This window comes from Methyloversatilis universalis EHg5 (assembly GCF_000378945.1).
Classification (GTDB): Bacteria; Pseudomonadota; Gammaproteobacteria; order Burkholderiales; family Rhodocyclaceae; genus Methyloversatilis; species Methyloversatilis universalis_A.
Map to the genome: position 1 here is coordinate 1,524,852 of NZ_KB900539.1, position 15,227 is coordinate 1,540,078.

Consider the following 15,227-nt stretch of genomic DNA (forward strand, 5'->3'; position numbering starts at 1 on the left):
GTAAAAGGCCGGGCGAACCCGGCCGAGCAGACACGCGAGCCCGCACGAAGCGGGCCGCCGCATATTACTTGGCCTGCGGAGTGTGGGTGCGCCAGTAGGTCGACGCCGCGGCCACGCCCGAACCCGGGGTGACGTTGATGCCGTTGTCCAGCATGGACATTTCGGCACCGGCGATCGCGCTCATCAGCGACAGGGCGTTCAGGTCGCCCAGGTGGCCGATGCGGAACACCTTGCCGGCAACCTTGGACAGGCCTGCGCCCAGCGACAGGTTGTACTTGGCGTAGGCGTTGCTGATCACCTTGGCGGCGTCGAAGCCTTCCGGCACGACGATGGCGCTGACCGTGTTCGAGTACCACTCCGGTGCCTTGGCGCACAGGTTCAGCTTCCAGCCTTCCTGGACGGCGGCGCGCACGCCGTTGGCCAGGTATTCGTGGCGGGCGAAGATGGTTTCCAGGCCTTCTTCGAAGATGGTGTCCAGCGCTTCACGCATGCCGTACAGCATCGGGATCGACGGGGTGTAGGGGAAGTAGCCGGTCGCGTTGGCGTTCAGCATGTCCTTGATGTCGAAGTAGCAGCGACGCGAGGTCGAGGTATCGATCGCCTTCAGGGCCTTCGGGCTCATGCCCAGGATGCCCATGCCGGCCGGCAGCATGAAGCCCTTCTGCGAACCGGACACGGCGCAGTCGACGCCCCATTCGTCCATGCGGAAATCGATCGACACCAGCGAGGACACGGTATCGACCATCAGCAGCGCCGGGTGATTGGCGTTGTTGATCGCCTTGCGGACGCGGCCGATGTCGCTGGTCACGCCGGTGGCGGTTTCGTTCTGGCAGGCCAGCACGGCCTTGATCTTGTGTTCCTTGTCGGCACGCAGCACTTCTTCGTACTGGTCGTACGGCACACCGGTGCCCCACTCGACGTCCAGGATCTGGACTTCGAAGCCCAGACGCTGCGCCATGTCGGCCCACAGGTGGCTGAACTGGCCGAAGCGCGAGCACAGGATCTTGTCGCCCGGCGACAGGGTGTTGGTCAGTGCGGTTTCCCACATGCCGGTGCCCGATGCCGGGAAGGTCAGGACCGTGCCTTCGGTGGTCTTGAACACCTTCTTCAGATCGGCCAGAACCGACTTGGTCAGTTCCGGGAACTTGGGCGAGCGGTGGTCTTCCTGGGGCACGACCATGGCGCGCAGGATGCGCTCCGGCGTGTTGGTGGGGCCCGGCACGTAGAGGTGATTGCGGCCAGCGATTCTAGACATGGCGAAACTCCTTATTAATTGCTTGATGGATTCGGGGTGGCTGACAGGCGTGCTTACTTGCGGCCGTACACCGGGAAATCGGCGCACAGGCGGCTGACATCGGCCACGACGCGGGCGATCACCGCCTCGTCGTTCGGCGCGTCAAGCACGTCCACGATCAGGTTTGCAATCTTCTTCGCCTCGGCTTCCTTAAAGCCGCGGGTCGTCATAGCAGGGCTGCCGATGCGAATGCCACTGGTCACGAACGGCTTTTGCGGGTCGTTCGGGATGGAATTCTTGTTGACCGTGATGTGTGCACGGCCCAGCGCTGCTTCTGCGTCCTTGCCAGTGATGTTTTTGGCACGCAGATCGACGAGGAACAGGTGGGACTGAGTACGGCCCGACACGATGCGCACGCCACGCTCGACGAGCGTTTCGGCCATCGCCTGGGCGTTCTTCAGCACCTGCTGCTGGTAAGTCTTGAATTCGGGCGAGGCGGCTTCCTTGAACGCGGTCGCCTTGGCGGCGATCACGTGCATCAGCGGGCCACCCTGAATGCCCGGGAAAATCATCGAGTTCAGCGGCTTTTCGAACTCCGCCTTGGCCATGATCACGCCGCCGCGCGGGCCGCGCAGGGTCTTGTGCGTGGTCGAGGTGACGAAGTCGGCGATGCCGATCGGGCTCGGGTACAGGCCGGCGGCGATCAGGCCGGAGTAGTGGGCCATGTCCACGAACAGGTAGGCACCGACCGAGTCAGCGATTTCGCGGAAGCGCTTGAAATCGATGTGCAGTGCGTAGGCCGATGCGCCGGCCACGATCATCTTCGGCTTGTGTTCCTTGGCCAGACGTTCGACTTCGTCGTAGTCCAGCGCTTCGGTTTCCGGATTCAGGCCGTAGGCGACCGACTTGTAGATCTTGCCGGAGAAGTTCACCGAGGCGCCATGGGTCAGGTGACCGCCGTGGGCCAGCGACATGCCCAGGATGGTGTCGCCCGGCTGCAGCATCGCCATGTAGACACCGGCGTTCGCCTGCGAGCCCGAATGCGGCTGCACGTTGGCATACTCGGCGCCGAACAGGGCCTTCAGACGGTCGATCGCCAGCTGTTCGGCGACGTCGACATGCTCACAGCCACCGTAGTAGCGCTTGCCCGGGTAACCCTCGGCATACTTGTTCGTCAGTACCGAACCCTGCGCTTCCATGACCGCCGGGCTGGCGTAGTTTTCCGACGCGATCAGCTCGATGTGGTGCTCCTGGCGGGCGTACTCCGCCTCGATCGCCGCCCACAGTTCGGGATCGGACTGGGCAATGGTCATTTTCGGGTCGAACATTCGGATTACCTTTCTGATGTGAGCTTTCGGTCTGCGTCTCCGCAAGACCTTATGAAGTAATGCAAGGCGATCGGACTATATCTGATGCATCCGCGGCCTCGTATCGGACTTTCTTATCGCCGAGATAAGTATAAGTGAAGCTTAATTGAAAACAGGTCATCCATAATTCTTTCCAACGATTACCGGTGCTCGACCCTGCTCGGGCGCCTCGCGGTTCAGCGATGGACCACCCTTATCTTCCTCACGACAGAAGGTGAATCATGGACATTCACGAGTACCAAGCGAAAGAGCTCCTGGCGGGCTTCGGAGTGCCGGTGCCGCGCGGCAGCGTGGCCTACAGCCCGGATCAGGCCGTGTATACGGCGACCGAACTGGGCGGCTGGCACTGGGCGGTGAAGGCCCAGGTGCACTCCGGAGCTCGCGGCAAGGCGGGCGGCATCAAGCTGTGCAAGACCTACCATGAGGTCGATGCCGCCGCCCGCGAACTGCTGGGCAAGCGTCTCGTGACCATCCAGACCGGCCCCGAAGGCAAGCCGGTGCAGCGCGTCTATGTCGAGGTCGCCGAACCCTTTGAACGCGAACTCTATCTGGGCATCGTGCTGGATCGCAAAGCCGAGCGCGTACGCGTCATCGCCTCTGCCGAAGGTGGGATGGAAATTGAAGAATTGGCACACAGTGCTCCGGAAAAGATCATGCAGGTCGTGGTCGAACCGGCGGTCGGCCTGCAGGCTTTCCAGGCCCGCCAGATCGCCTTCGGTCTGGGCCTGTCGATCAAGCAGGTGTCCCGTGCGGTGACCGCGATCATGGGTGCCTACCGCGCCTTCCGCGATCTCGACGCCACCATGGTCGAAATCAACCCGCTGGTCGTCACCAAGGACGACCGCGTGCTGGCGCTCGACGCCAAGATGTCCTTCGACGACAACGCGATGTTCCGCCAGCGTGCCGTGGCCGACATGCGCGACCCTTCGCAGGAGGATCCGCGCGAAGTGCAGGCTGCCGAGCACAACCTGAACTACGTCGGCCTCGACGGTGACATCGGCTGCATCATCAATGGTGCCGGTCTGGCCATGGCCACCATGGACACCATCAAGTACGCCGGTGGCGCACCCGCCAACTTCCTGGACGTCGGCGGCGGCGCCTCGCCCGAGCGCGTGGCCAATTCCTTCCGCCTGGTGCTGTCGGACAAGAACGTGAAGGCCATCCTGGTGAACATCTTCGCCGGTATCAACCGCTGCGACTGGGTTGCCCAGGGCGTGGTTCAGGCCTGCAACGACATCGATATCACGGTGCCGCTGATCGTCCGCCTGGCCGGTACGAACGAGGAAGAGGGTCGCCGCATCATCCGCGACAGCGGTCTGCCCATCATCAGCGCCGATTCGCTGACCGAAGCCGCGCAGAAGGCAGTCGATGCCGCCCGCGCCCACGCCGCCAGCTGAGTGAACAGACCCCCACGCGCACTCCGTTCGCTGCCCCCCGAGGGGGCTGCGCCCGCCCTTGGGGCGGCCCGGCGGGCGGTGCGCGGCGGATAACCGATGCACACGAGGATTTAGACATGAGCATTCTGATCAACGAAAAGACCAAGATCATCGTCCAGGGCTTCACCGGCGACAAAGGTACCTTCCACGCCAAGGAAATGATCGAGTACGGCACCAACGTCGTCGGTGGCGTGACCCCGGGCAAGGGCGGCACCACCCACCTCGGCAAGCCGGTGTTCAACACGGTTGCCGATGCGGTGGCCGCGACCGGCGCCGAAGCATCGATCACTTTCGTCGCGCCGGCCTTCTGCGCCGACGCCATCATGGAAGCGGCCGACGCCGGCATCCAGCTGGTGTGCTCGATTACCGACGGCATCCCGGCGCAGGACATGATGCGCGTCAAGCGCTACTTCATGCGCTACCCGAAAGAGCGTCGCACGCTGATGGTCGGCCCGAACTGCGCCGGCATCATCAGCCCGGGCAAGGCCATGCTGGGCATCATGCCGGGCCACATCTACAAGCAGGGCAACATCGGCATCGTGTCGCGTTCGGGCACGCTGGGCTACGAAGCGGCCGCGCAGATGAAGCAGCTGGGCATTGGCGTGTCGACCTCGGTCGGCATCGGCGGCGACCCGATCAACGGCTCGTCCTTCCTCGACCACCTGATGAAGTTCCAGGAAGACCCGGACACCCACGCCGTCGTGATGATCGGCGAAATCGGTGGCCCGCAGGAAGCCGAAGCGTCGGCCTGGGTGAAGGAAAACATGAAGAAGCCGGTGATAGGTTACGTCGCCGGTCTGACCGCACCGAAGGGCCGCCGCATGGGCCACGCGGGCGCCATCATCTCGGCCGCCGGTGATTCGGCTGCCGAGAAGTCGGAAATCATGCGTTCCTTCGGCCTGACCGTCGCGCCGAGCGCCGGCGAGCTGGGCAGCACCGTGGCTTCCGTTCTGGCCAAGCTGTAAGAGCAGAGCAGCACGGGGCGTGCGGAGCGCGCCCTGCTTTCCGTCCGCCCCGGTGGGGCGGACGCCCGCCACCAGCCTGCGAGACTCCCACCGTGGTGAGTGATCCCATTTCCGTCCCTGCGTCGGCCGACGCGACCGGGGCGGCGTTCTCGGAAAAGGCGATCGACCTGCTGTTTTCGCTGCTGCGCGAAGTGGTCGAACGTCACCATCCGGAACTGCTGCCCGTACTGGCCGGCGAATCCGGCAACACGCTGTCCCCGCAGATGCTGGGCCGTGCCATCCAGGCGCAGGGCATCCTGTTCCAGCTGCTGTCCATCGCCGAACAGAATGGCGGCATGCGCAAGCGCCGCGAAGTCGAGCGACTGCAGGGCCGCGAGGCGCTGCCCGGCTCCTTCGCCAACGTGCTTGCATCGGCGAAGAAGGCCGGCCTGTCGGCCGAGCGCGTGCGCGAAGCCTTCGCCGGTCTCAAGGTGCGTCCGGTGCTGACCGCGCACCCGACCGAAGCCAAGCGGGTGACCGTGCTGGAGCGTCACCGCCGCATCTACCGCATGCTGATCGAGCTGGAATCGCCGCGCTGGACGCCGCGCGAGCGCCACGATCTCGAAGACACGCTGCGCAACGAGATCGAACTGCTGTGGCTGACCGGCGAACTGCGGCTGGAAAAGCCGAATGTGTCGCAGGAAATCGCCTGGGGCCTGCACTTCTTCAATGAAACGCTGTTCGAGGTCGGCCCCGACGTGCTGGCGCGCGCCGATGAGGCGATGGCGCAGCATTTCGGCGAGGCGAACCTGCCCGGCTTCCTGGAATTCGGTTCCTGGATAGGCGGCGACCGCGACGGTAATCCTTTCGTCACCAATGCGATCACGCGCGGTGCACTGGTCGAGTGCCGGCTGGCCGCGCTGCGCCGCCACCGTCAGTCGGTGCTGGAGCTGCTGCGCGGGCTGTCGGTGACCGAGGCGTCGCTCATCCTGTCCGGCGACTTCCGCGACGCGCTGACGCTGGCGCTGGAAGAGAGCGGCGAGGGCAATGCGATCGCTGCCCGCAATCCGGGTGAGCCCTTCCGCCAGTTTCTGGTGTGCGTGCTGAACAAGCTGGACGACACCATCGCCTGTACCGAAGCGGAAGAGGGCGCTGCCTGCCGTCGCGGCTACGAATCCGCCGACCGGCTGGTGAGCGATCTGCGCACGCTGGAAGCCGGACTGCGCGATTCGCGTCTGGGCCGTCTGGCCGATACCGAAGTGGTGCCGCTGCGCCGCCAGGTCGATCTGTTCCGCTTCAGCACCGTGCGGCTGGACGTGCGCGAAAACTCCACCCGGGTCACCCAGACGCTGGAAGCGCTGTGGCGCGCCAGCCGTGGCGAGCCGGACGATGTGGCCGCACCGGCGCAGGACGGCAAGGAGTGGCAGACCTGGCTGCTGGCCGAACTGGCCGCCCCGCGCACCGGCATGCGCGACCTGTCCGGACTGCCGGCAGTGGCCACCGAAACGCTGGGCCTGTTCCGGCTGATCGCCGACATGCGGCCCAAGGTCGGCCGCGAAGCCTTCGGCAGCTTCATCCTGAGCATGACGCGCAACGCGTCCGACGTGCTGGGCGTGTATCTGCTGGCGAAGGAAGCCGGCCTGTACGCCGATCCGGCCGGTGTGGAGCGCTGTTCGCTGCCCATCATGCCGCTGTTCGAAACCATCGAGGACTTGCGCCGCGCGCCGGCCATCATGCGCGAACTGCTGGCGCTGCCGCTGGTGAAGCGCTCGGTGCGCGCGCTGGGTGGCGTGCAGGAAGTGATGATCGGCTATTCCGATTCGAACAAGGACGGTGGCTTCCTGTCGTCGAACTGGGAACTGTTCAAGGCGCAGCAGAAGCTGACCGCGGTGGGCGGCGAAGCAGGGGTGAAGATCGCCTTCTTCCACGGCCGCGGCGGTTCGGTGAGCCGCGGCGGCGTGCCGGCCGGCCGGGCCATCGGCGCTCAGCCGCGCGGCTCCATCCAGGGCCTGTTCCGGCTGACCGAACAGGGCGAGGTCATTTCCAGCAAGTACGCGAACAAGGGCACCGCCGCCTTCAATCTGGAACTGCTGGCGGCCAGCGTGTTCGATCACGCGCTGAAGTCGCAGGCCGCGGCGGGCACGTCGTCCAACCCGGAATTCGACGACGCGCTGGAAGCGCTGTCGGGCGCGGCCCACGCGGCCTATCAGAACCTGATCTCGAATCCGGCCCTGGTCGCCTATTTCCAGGAAGCCAGCCCGCTGGAGGAAATTTCGCTGCTCAACATCGGCTCGCGTCCGGCCCGCCGTTTCGGCGCCAAGTCGCTGGCTGAACTGCGCGCGATTCCGTGGGTGTTCGCCTGGTCGCAGAACCGCCACATCGTCACCGGCTGGTACGGCGTCGGTTCCAGTCTGGCCAATTTCATCGAGGTGCGCGGCAGCCGCGGCGAAGCGCTGCTGGCCCGCATGTTCGACGAATCGCCGCTGTTCCGCCTCATCGTCGATGAGGTGGAAAAGACGCTGGCGGTGGTCGATCTGGACATCGCCCGTGAATACAGCCAGCTGGTGGCCGATGCCGGCGTGCGCGAACAGGTGTTCGGCATGATCGCCCGCGAATACGACATCACCCGAGCGCAGATCCTGCGCCTGTCCGGCACCCGCGGTCTGGCCGAGCGCTTCCCGGAATACCGCCAGAAGCTGGATCACCGGCTGCCGGTGGTCAATCAGGTGAGCCGCCAGCAGGTGTCTCTGCTGCGCGCCTTCCGGATGACCGAGGACGCGCTGCGCAAGGAGGAATTCCGCAAGACCCTGCTGCTGTCGATCAACTGCGTGTCCGCCGGCTTCGGCGCGACAGGCTGACTGCCTTACCAACGCCGAACCGATTCGCACCATTCCAACCGAGGAGTTTCACATGAGCTTCACGATCATCGAACAAGCCACGCCCCGCCTGCACCGCTCCGAACTGGCCGTTCCGGGTTCCAACCCCGGCATGTTCGAGAAGGCCGCAAAGTCCGCTGCCGACATCATCTTCCTGGACTGCGAGGACGCGGTCGCGCCGGACGACAAGGAGCAGGCCCGCAAGAACATCATCGAAGGTCTGAACGACGTCGACTGGGGCAACAAGACCATGATGGTGCGCATCAATGGTCTGGACACCCACTACATGTACCGCGACGTAGTGGACATCGTCGAAGCCTGCCCGCGCCTGGACATGATCCTGATCCCGAAGGCCGGCACCGCCGCCGACGTGTACGCGGTCGACATGATGGTTACCCAGATCGAGGCGGCCAAGAAGCGCACCAAGCGCATCGGTTTCGAAGTGCTGATCGAGACCGCGCTCGGCATGGCCAACGTCGAGGCGATCGCCCAGTCGTCGAAGCGCCTGGAAGCGATGAGCTTCGGCGTCGCCGACTACGCCGCGTCGACCCGCGCCCGCACCACCGTGATCGGTGGCGTGAACAAGGACAGCGTGGTGCTGACCGACAAGGACGAGCAGGGCAATCGCCAGTCCTTCTGGACCGATCCGTGGCACGCCGCGCAGACCCGCATGATGGTCGCCTGCCGCGCTTACGGCCTGCGTCCGATCGACGGCCCGTTTGGTGACTTCAATGATCCGGACGGCTATATTTCCGCAGCGAACCGCGCTGCCGTGTTGGGTTACGAAGGCAAGTGGGCCATCCACCCGTCGCAGATCGAACTGGCCAACAAGGTCTACACGCCGTCGGACGCTGAAGTGACCAAGGCACGCCGCATTCTCGAAGCGATGGCCCAGGCCGCGAAGGAAGGCCGCGGTGCGGTGTCGCTCGACGGTCGCCTGATCGACATCGCCAGCATCCGCATGGCCGAAGCGCTGATCGCCAAGGCCGACACGATCGCTGCAGCACGCTGACCCCACGGTCGGCGTGAAGGAATGGCCGGGGAGGTGCCCGGCCATGTGCGCTACATCCACAGATCAAAGAGGACGCAGACAGCAGACACATGCAGCAACGGCGGGTAGTGAGGCCCGCCGCTCCACAACCGATAGACGACTGAACGGAAAAAACCAATATGGCATCCGACATCGAAATCGCCCAGCAGGCGAAAATGCAGCGCATCAGCCAGGTGGTGTCCAAGCTGGGCATCCCGGAAGACGCGATCGAACCCTATGGCCACTACAAGGCCAAGGTGTCCCTCGAATACCTGAACAGCCTGAAGGACCGTCCGGACGGCAAGCTCATCCTGGTCACCGCGATCAGCCCGACGCCGGCCGGCGAGGGCAAGACCACGACCACGGTGGGTCTGGGCGATGCGCTGAACCGCATCGGCAAGAAGACCATGATCTGTCTGCGCGAGCCCTCGCTCGGGCCGGTGTTCGGCGTGAAGGGCGGGGCGGCGGGCGGCGGCTACGCCCAGATCGTGCCGATGGAAGACATCAACCTGCACTTCACCGGCGATTTCCACGCCATCGGTGCCGCGCACAACCTGCTGTCGGCGCTGATCGACAACCACATCAACCACGGCAACGAACTGCGCATCGATCCGCGGCTGATCCAGTGGAAGCGCGTGGTCGACATGAATGACCGCGCGCTGCGCAAGATCACCATCGGTCTCGGCGGTACCGCCAACGGCTTCGTGCGCGAAGACGGCTACGACATCGTGGTGGCTTCGGAAGTGATGGCCATTCTGTGTCTGGCCAGTTCGCTGATGGACCTGAAGGAACGCCTCGGCCGCATCATCATCGGCTACACGCTGGGCGACAAGAAGCCGGTCTATGCGAGCGACCTGAAGGCGCAGGGCGCCATGGCCACGCTGCTGAAGGACGCGATCAAGCCGAACATCGTGCAGACGCTGGAAAACAATCCGGCCATCATCCACGGCGGCCCGTTCGCCAACATCGCGCACGGCTGCAACTCGGTGTCGGCCACCAAGGCCGGCCTGAAGATGGCTGACTACGTGGTGACCGAAGCCGGTTTCGGCGCCGATCTCGGCGCCGAGAAGTTCATCGACATCAAGTGCCGCATGGCGGGTCTGAAGCCGTCCGCCGTGGTGCTGGTCGCCACCATCCGTGCGCTGAAGTTCCACGGCGGCGTGAAGAAGGAAGACCTGAACCAGGAGAACCTCGACGCGCTGTCCAAGGGCATCGTGAACATCGAGCGTCACCTGAAGAACATCACCGAGCACTACGGCCTGCCCTGCGTCGTGTCAGTGAATCACTTCACCTTCGACACCGACGCCGAAATCGCGCTGCTGAAGGGCCGCATCGAAGCGCTCGGCGGCAAGTTCGTGATCGCCCGCCACTGGGCGAGCGGCGGCGCCGGTGCGGAAGAACTGGCGCGCATGGTGGCTGACATCTGCGACAACGCGCCGGGTCAGCACAAATTCGTGTACGACGAGAACGCTCCGCTGCAGGACAAGATCACCGCCATCGCCACCAAGATCTACGGCGCCGGTGCGGTCACCTTCTCCGACGCCGCGCGCAAGCAGCTGGACGACTGGAACAAGGACTACGGCCGCTTCCCGGTCTGCATGGCGAAGACCCAGATGTCCTTCTCCGCAGACCCGGCGGCCCGCGGTGCGCCGAGCGGCCACACGCTCAACGTGCGCGAAGTGCGCCTGGCGAACGGTGCGGGTTTCGTGGTCGCCATCTGCGGCGACATGATGACCATGCCGGGCCTGCCCAAGGTGCCGGCGTCGGAAAAGATCGACATCGACGAGCATGGAAAGGTGTCGGGTCTGTTCTGACCGTTCTTTCGCAGCAATGAAAAAGGCCGCCCGAGGGCGGCCTTTTTCATTGCAATGGTCGGAGTTCAGCACTGCTCGACGATGGAGTGAAAACTGCAACAGACGACGAAGCAGCGCCTCACTCGTCGCTGCCGGGGTTGGGGGTGTTCTCCGGTTTGTTGCTGGCGGCGATTTCGACCTCATGGGCGGAGACGCTGCACGTTGTATGGCGCGAAGAAGGAATCGAAAGCAACCAGCCGCGCAGTGTTCGAAGGACTTGTCGATGACATTCCTCGCTTACCAGCTGCGCGCGTTCAATGCGCTCGAAACCGCCCTCGCGGTATCGGAAGGTTCGATGCCGCTCTTCTGCCGCCTGGACCGAGCGCGCGTCGAGCAGGGCGATCTTCAGCGATTCGGCCAGCAGATCGCTGCTGGCGCTTCGAATGAGGGCGCCGTCACCGTCTCTCCAGGCCTTGATGATCGCTGTCTCGTCCATGTCCTCGAGTGGAAAAGAAACTACTCGAATGACGCGGGAATAGACCGGATTCTTGCTTCCATTGGCAAAGACGCGCACGGTATTGTCGAGAACGATGGCTCGTTGATCCGGCGTCATTACATAGAGTGGAGTGACTTCCATGATCCACATCCGCGACGACGCCTCCGCGGAACCGATCAGCTCAGGCGAAGAAGCACTATCGATCTTTCCGGATGCATGTTCGATCAGCGTTCGATACGACAGCACTGAAAGAACATCCGCGTAGGGTTCGAGAATGCGGTTGGCCTGTTCCTGGATGCGCTGCCGCTCGGCAGTCTTGCTGCTCTCGTTGATCAATCCGTGCGTGACGAGCGCCGCGATGAAGCCAGCCATGTTTGGCGCCGGATACATGATCTGCGCGGTTCCGCCACCGGCTCCGTCCCGATTGGCCTGCCCCTGAAAGCTGACGCCATTGGCATCGGGAACGCGCAGTGCCCAAGTGCTGCTGCCGAGAGCTGGAATCTTTCCGGCAGCATCGTTACTGGCGCTTGCCGGTGTGCAGAGCGCGGCAAGACACAGGAGGCCGGTGCTCAGTCCGGAACGATTAAGGCGTCTCATCGTGAGAACGGCTGCAGCACTTCGTCCTTGCTGAGCTCTATCGCCTGGAAATATGCATTGGTCAGGCCCGGGAATTTGGGTGCTTCGTCCCAATGACCATCGGCAGCCTTCCTTACACTCAGCGGCTGATACCACTCGTAGGCATTGCTGCCCAGATCAACCATGTAAGCCACGCCCTGTATGGCCCCCTTGGGTTCAGCTGTCGGGAAGTAGGCGGAATAGGTCCGCTCGAATCCGATGTTGCTGACCGAGATCACGACAATCTTGTCGACGCCGTACTTGCCCTGCAAGGCTCTGAAATCCTTGTCTGCGAGATTTGGCCCCTTGTTGGGAGCGTCCGGCAGTGCCTTTACGTCAAGGTCGGATTCAATGATTTGAGCATCGATTCCCTTCGCGGCTAAGCGCTGGACCAGTTCGACCTTCAATCCGCTCAGGTCGTCGCGGGGAAGGGTTCGCGCATGGTCGGTCAGCTCCGAGTTGCTGGCTGACGCGGCAGCGAGGCAGAGGAGGCAACTCGCCCCCGGGAACCAGGTGTCGACTGCGGGCAGCGGGGTCATGGCCACACCGATGCGCGCAGGAGATTGGATTGCTGTCGCCTTGAATGCCAAGGGTTCCTGACGGGTTACTGCACAACCAGCCAGCAACAGAACTGATGCGAGGCCTGCAAGAAGTGACGTGATTCGTGATCCGGACATCAGAGTTCCTTCATCTCATACTCAAGCGGTGAGCTGCCATGATTGCGAGCATGACAGCCGGGCGTGTGAGATTAACAGGAGATGGTCAGGATTATGACGTCGGTAAATGTGAAATTCGCCGAACGCAATCAGATCGGATACTTGCGGACATGGCCGTGTGGTGGCCACGGCATTCAACGCTCCAACAAGACGATGAAGGGAGGGGAAATCACCCCTCCCGGCATGCGGCTATCCAGAAAGAATCTCGTCAGCATGGATGATGGCACGCGCGATTTCCTCGGTCGGGATGCGCTTGCTCATCGCCTGTTCGCGGATGATTCTGTAGGCCTCGGCGTCACTGACCCCACGGGTGCGCATCAGGATGGCCTTGGCGTCGTTGATCTGGTTCACGCTGAGCAGCTTCTGCTCCAGCCGCTGCACCCTCTTCTTGTAGCCGCGCATTTCCTGCGTCAGGCCGACGGTGAGCACCAGTGAGGCGAGCACGCCGGTCGAACGCAGCGGGGCGCTCAGCACACCGGTTGCGCCCATGCGCAGCATGACCTCGAAAATGGTCGGGTTTTCGTAGCCGACGACGGCGATCACCGCCGGCGGCTGTTCGAAGTTGCTGAAATTCAGCGGCGCGTGCATTTCGTTCGACTGGATCGCGTAATACACGACATCGACCTTGTCCGGCAGATCCTGCACCGGAGGCCAGAAGGTCTGCACCTGACAGCCGATGCGCTGTAGCTGCTGGATCAGCACCTCGCCGTCGGCATCACGCGGATGCAGCACGACGATGCGCAGATTGCGCAGCTGGGTCAGGAATTCAGGCGTGATGCGCTTGCTGCGTACGCCTGTGCGCGGCGGACTGCTCACGTTGATTCCTCTTCGTTCGCATTGACGCGCAGCCGCGTGCTCCAGTCGTCGAAGGAGTGGCTGACGAGATAGGGATCGGCCTCCACGCCGCCCGGTGTCTCGGCCAGTATCGTGAACTGGCCTTCGCTGTTTACCCGGCCGATGCGCGGATAGAGGCGGGCGTGGTGGTTGTGCGGCAGGATGCGGATGCGTCCCTGCGGTGCCTCGAACTCGCGTCCGAGAATGTGCGGCAGCAGGATGTCATGGTCATCGCTGCCCGCTTCGCGGAAGGCGTCGGCGAACACATGCACCTGGTAGTAGGACGACTCCCAGCTCATATTGGGCTGCACATCGTTGCCGAACAGCTTGCGGAACAGCGCGACGCAGTCGCGGTTGCGCGGTGTGCCGATCGACTGGAAATAGGTGCCGCCGGTGTAGTGGCCCTCGGCCAGACGGATACCCATTTCGGATACTTCCTCCTCGCTGGTGCACAGGCTGGCGATCGGCATCCTCTTCGGATCGAAACCGGCGTCCGCATAGGCCTGGTAGAGCATGCGGGTGGTCTTGCCGACCATGGTCGAGAAGATGAAGTCCGGCTGCTTGGCCTTGATGTCCTTCATGATGGGCGTGAAGGCGCTTTCCTTCGCGTCGAGGTGCACATAGCGTTCGCCCACCTTGGCTCCGCCCTGACGGTGGTGCACGAAGTCGCTCATGATGCGGTTCGACTCGTAGGGGAAGATGTAGTCGCTGCCGATCAGATACACCCGCGCGCCGAAACGGGTCGACATGTAGTCGGCGAGCAGGGCGCTGTTCTGGTTCGGCGCACCACCGGTGTAGATGATGTTGTTCGAGAACTCGAAGCCCTCGTACATGGTCGGGCAGAACAGCAGGCGGTTCCATCTTTCGACCACCGGCAGCACCGCCTTGCGCGTGCTCGACATGTAGCAGCCGAAGATGACATTGACCTTGTCGTCCTGGACCAGACGGGTCGCGAGCGAGCGGAAAAGCTGCGGATTCGACTGCGGATCGTAGTAGACCGGAACCAGCTCCCGGCCGTGGATGCCGCCGGCATCATTGATCTCGCGGATCGCGAAAAGCGTGCCGGCCAGCATCGTATTTTCGATGCGCGATGTCACGCCCTCACGCGAGAACAGAACACCGACCTTGATGGGATCGTTTGTGGACACGGGTTTGCGGCCGGGTGACAAAAAACGTGATTGATACTAACAGAGCTTGACCGCGCGAAAGAGGCTCACTAAGATTCACTCAACGCTTCGCCCCGCCAACACTGCCGGGCGCGAAGACGGGCAAAAAGGCCTGCACGGATCTCCGGATCCGGCAGGCCTTTTTGTTTTGGTTTTTCGCTTTCGAGTTTTCGCAGTTTTTCGAGATTTTTCGCATTGGCCAGTGCCGGCCGGTCGCGACAGGAGCTTCCAGATGTTCAACCCTTGAAGGAGAGTGCAGTGATTCCGATACCCAGGAAAGGCACGCCGGAACGCGACCGGCTGATCCAGGAACACCTCGAGTGCGTGAAGTCGATGGCCGGCGTGGCCGGCTTTTCAGTGCTCAAGTGCGCGACGCCGGGCGACACCACCGAAATCAGCGGCGGTGTGCATGAAGACTATCTGCTGCGCCGCGTGCTGCTGCGCATGCGCGGCGCCTCGCCCAAAGGCAAGCTCATCGTCATCTGCACCAAGATCGACGCTGAATGGCGCATCGGGCGTCTGTCGGGCATCCGCGGCGTGCCGCCGGTATTCGTCGACGACACCGTCTACACCAGCGAGCAGGACATCCAGCACGCCATCTTCCTGATGCGTCTCGACGAAATGGACGAGACCGATGGCATGCCTGAGCACTACCACGAAGGCTACAAGCGGCGCGACGACAACTGGCCGGTGACCTGATCACCGCTGTGTCCTGACGTG

General features: G+C 63.3%; 12 protein-coding genes. 6 read left to right on the plus strand and 6 right to left on the minus strand.

Annotation, left to right across the window (positions count from 1 at the left end):
• Positions 1-64: 64 nt before the first annotated feature.
• Together METUNV2_RS0107090 and glyA are read right to left on the minus strand one after the other, a co-directional pair.
• Positions 65-1,255 carry an aminotransferase class V-fold PLP-dependent enzyme gene (locus METUNV2_RS0107090; RefSeq protein WP_036271184.1) on the minus strand — a complete coding sequence of 397 codons (1,191 nt, stop codon included), beginning with the start codon at positions 1,253-1,255 and terminating at the stop codon, positions 65-67.
• A gap of 53 nt (positions 1,256-1,308) precedes the next feature.
• On the minus strand, positions 1,309-2,562 hold the full coding sequence (gene glyA / locus METUNV2_RS0107095; RefSeq protein WP_018228789.1) for a serine hydroxymethyltransferase: 1,254 nt from the start codon (positions 2,560-2,562) through the stop codon (positions 1,309-1,311).
• 260 nt (positions 2,563-2,822) lie between these two features.
• On the opposite strand from glyA, the gene METUNV2_RS0107100 reads away from it, so the two are divergent.
• From METUNV2_RS0107100 to METUNV2_RS0107120, 5 genes are all read left to right on the plus strand, one after another.
• Positions 2,823-3,998, plus strand: coding sequence for a malate--CoA ligase subunit beta (locus tag METUNV2_RS0107100; protein ID WP_018228790.1), 1,176 nt, complete (start codon positions 2,823-2,825; stop codon positions 3,996-3,998).
• A gap of 116 nt (positions 3,999-4,114) precedes the next feature.
• The gene (sucD, locus tag METUNV2_RS0107105; protein ID WP_018228791.1) at positions 4,115-5,002 is read left to right on the plus strand and encodes a succinate--CoA ligase subunit alpha; all 888 of its coding nucleotides are present in this window, start codon (positions 4,115-4,117) and stop codon (positions 5,000-5,002) included.
• Positions 5,003-5,097: 95 nt separating this feature from the next.
• On the plus strand, positions 5,098-7,839 hold the full coding sequence (locus METUNV2_RS0107110; protein ID WP_018228792.1) for a phosphoenolpyruvate carboxylase: 2,742 nt from the start codon (positions 5,098-5,100) through the stop codon (positions 7,837-7,839).
• A gap of 52 nt (positions 7,840-7,891) precedes the next feature.
• On the plus strand, positions 7,892-8,869 hold the full coding sequence (locus METUNV2_RS0107115) for an HpcH/HpaI aldolase/citrate lyase family protein (protein ID WP_018228793.1): 978 nt from the start codon (positions 7,892-7,894) through the stop codon (positions 8,867-8,869).
• A gap of 158 nt (positions 8,870-9,027) precedes the next feature.
• Complete coding sequence (locus METUNV2_RS0107120) at positions 9,028-10,701, plus strand: formate--tetrahydrofolate ligase (protein ID WP_018228794.1); 1,674 nt, start codon at positions 9,028-9,030, stop codon at positions 10,699-10,701.
• Positions 10,702-10,819: 118 nt separating this feature from the next.
• On the opposite strand, the gene METUNV2_RS18990 is transcribed toward METUNV2_RS0107120, so the two are convergent.
• From METUNV2_RS18990 to METUNV2_RS0107140, 4 genes are all read right to left on the minus strand, one after another.
• The gene (locus tag METUNV2_RS18990) at positions 10,820-11,773 is read right to left on the minus strand and encodes a hypothetical protein (protein WP_036271186.1); all 954 of its coding nucleotides are present in this window, start codon (positions 11,771-11,773) and stop codon (positions 10,820-10,822) included.
• A complete protein-coding gene (locus tag METUNV2_RS0107130) occupies positions 11,770-12,330 on the minus strand; it encodes a hypothetical protein (protein ID WP_018228796.1) in 561 nt (186 codons plus the stop codon). The genes METUNV2_RS18990 and METUNV2_RS0107130 overlap by 4 nt, the downstream gene beginning before the upstream one ends.
• Positions 12,331-12,696: 366 nt before the next feature.
• Positions 12,697-13,323: an ANTAR domain-containing response regulator gene (locus METUNV2_RS0107135; RefSeq protein ID WP_018228797.1), complete on the minus strand. Its 627-nt coding sequence runs from the start codon at positions 13,321-13,323 to the stop codon at positions 12,697-12,699.
• Entirely contained in the window at positions 13,320-14,489 is a 1,170-nt protein-coding gene (locus METUNV2_RS0107140; protein WP_018228798.1) for a transporter substrate-binding domain-containing protein, read from the minus strand. Before METUNV2_RS0107140 ends, METUNV2_RS0107135 begins: the two co-directional genes overlap by 4 nt.
• 276 nt (positions 14,490-14,765) lie before the next feature.
• On the opposite strand from METUNV2_RS0107140, the gene METUNV2_RS0107145 reads away from it, so the two are divergent.
• Positions 14,766-15,206, plus strand: coding sequence for a hypothetical protein (locus METUNV2_RS0107145; RefSeq protein ID WP_018228799.1), 441 nt, complete (start codon positions 14,766-14,768; stop codon positions 15,204-15,206).
• Positions 15,207-15,227: the final 21 nt, after the last annotated feature.

Coding starts and splice junctions, on each gene's coding strand:
- METUNV2_RS0107130 (WP_018228796.1), bottom strand. CDS start 12,330: ATGACCCCGCTGCCCGCAGTCGACACCTGGTTCCCGGGGGCGAGTTGC.
- METUNV2_RS0107115 (WP_018228793.1), top strand. CDS start 7,892: ATGAGCTTCACGATCATCGAACAAGCCACGCCCCGCCTGCACCGCTCC.
- sucD (WP_018228791.1), top strand. CDS start 4,115: ATGAGCATTCTGATCAACGAAAAGACCAAGATCATCGTCCAGGGCTTC.
- METUNV2_RS0107120 (WP_018228794.1), top strand. CDS start 9,028: ATGGCATCCGACATCGAAATCGCCCAGCAGGCGAAAATGCAGCGCATC.
- METUNV2_RS18990 (WP_036271186.1), bottom strand. CDS start 11,773: ATGAGACGCCTTAATCGTTCCGGACTGAGCACCGGCCTCCTGTGTCTT.
- METUNV2_RS0107090 (WP_036271184.1), bottom strand. CDS start 1,255: ATGTCTAGAATCGCTGGCCGCAATCACCTCTACGTGCCGGGCCCCACC.
- METUNV2_RS0107100 (WP_018228790.1), top strand. CDS start 2,823: ATGGACATTCACGAGTACCAAGCGAAAGAGCTCCTGGCGGGCTTCGGA.
- glyA (WP_018228789.1), bottom strand. CDS start 2,562: ATGTTCGACCCGAAAATGACCATTGCCCAGTCCGATCCCGAACTGTGG.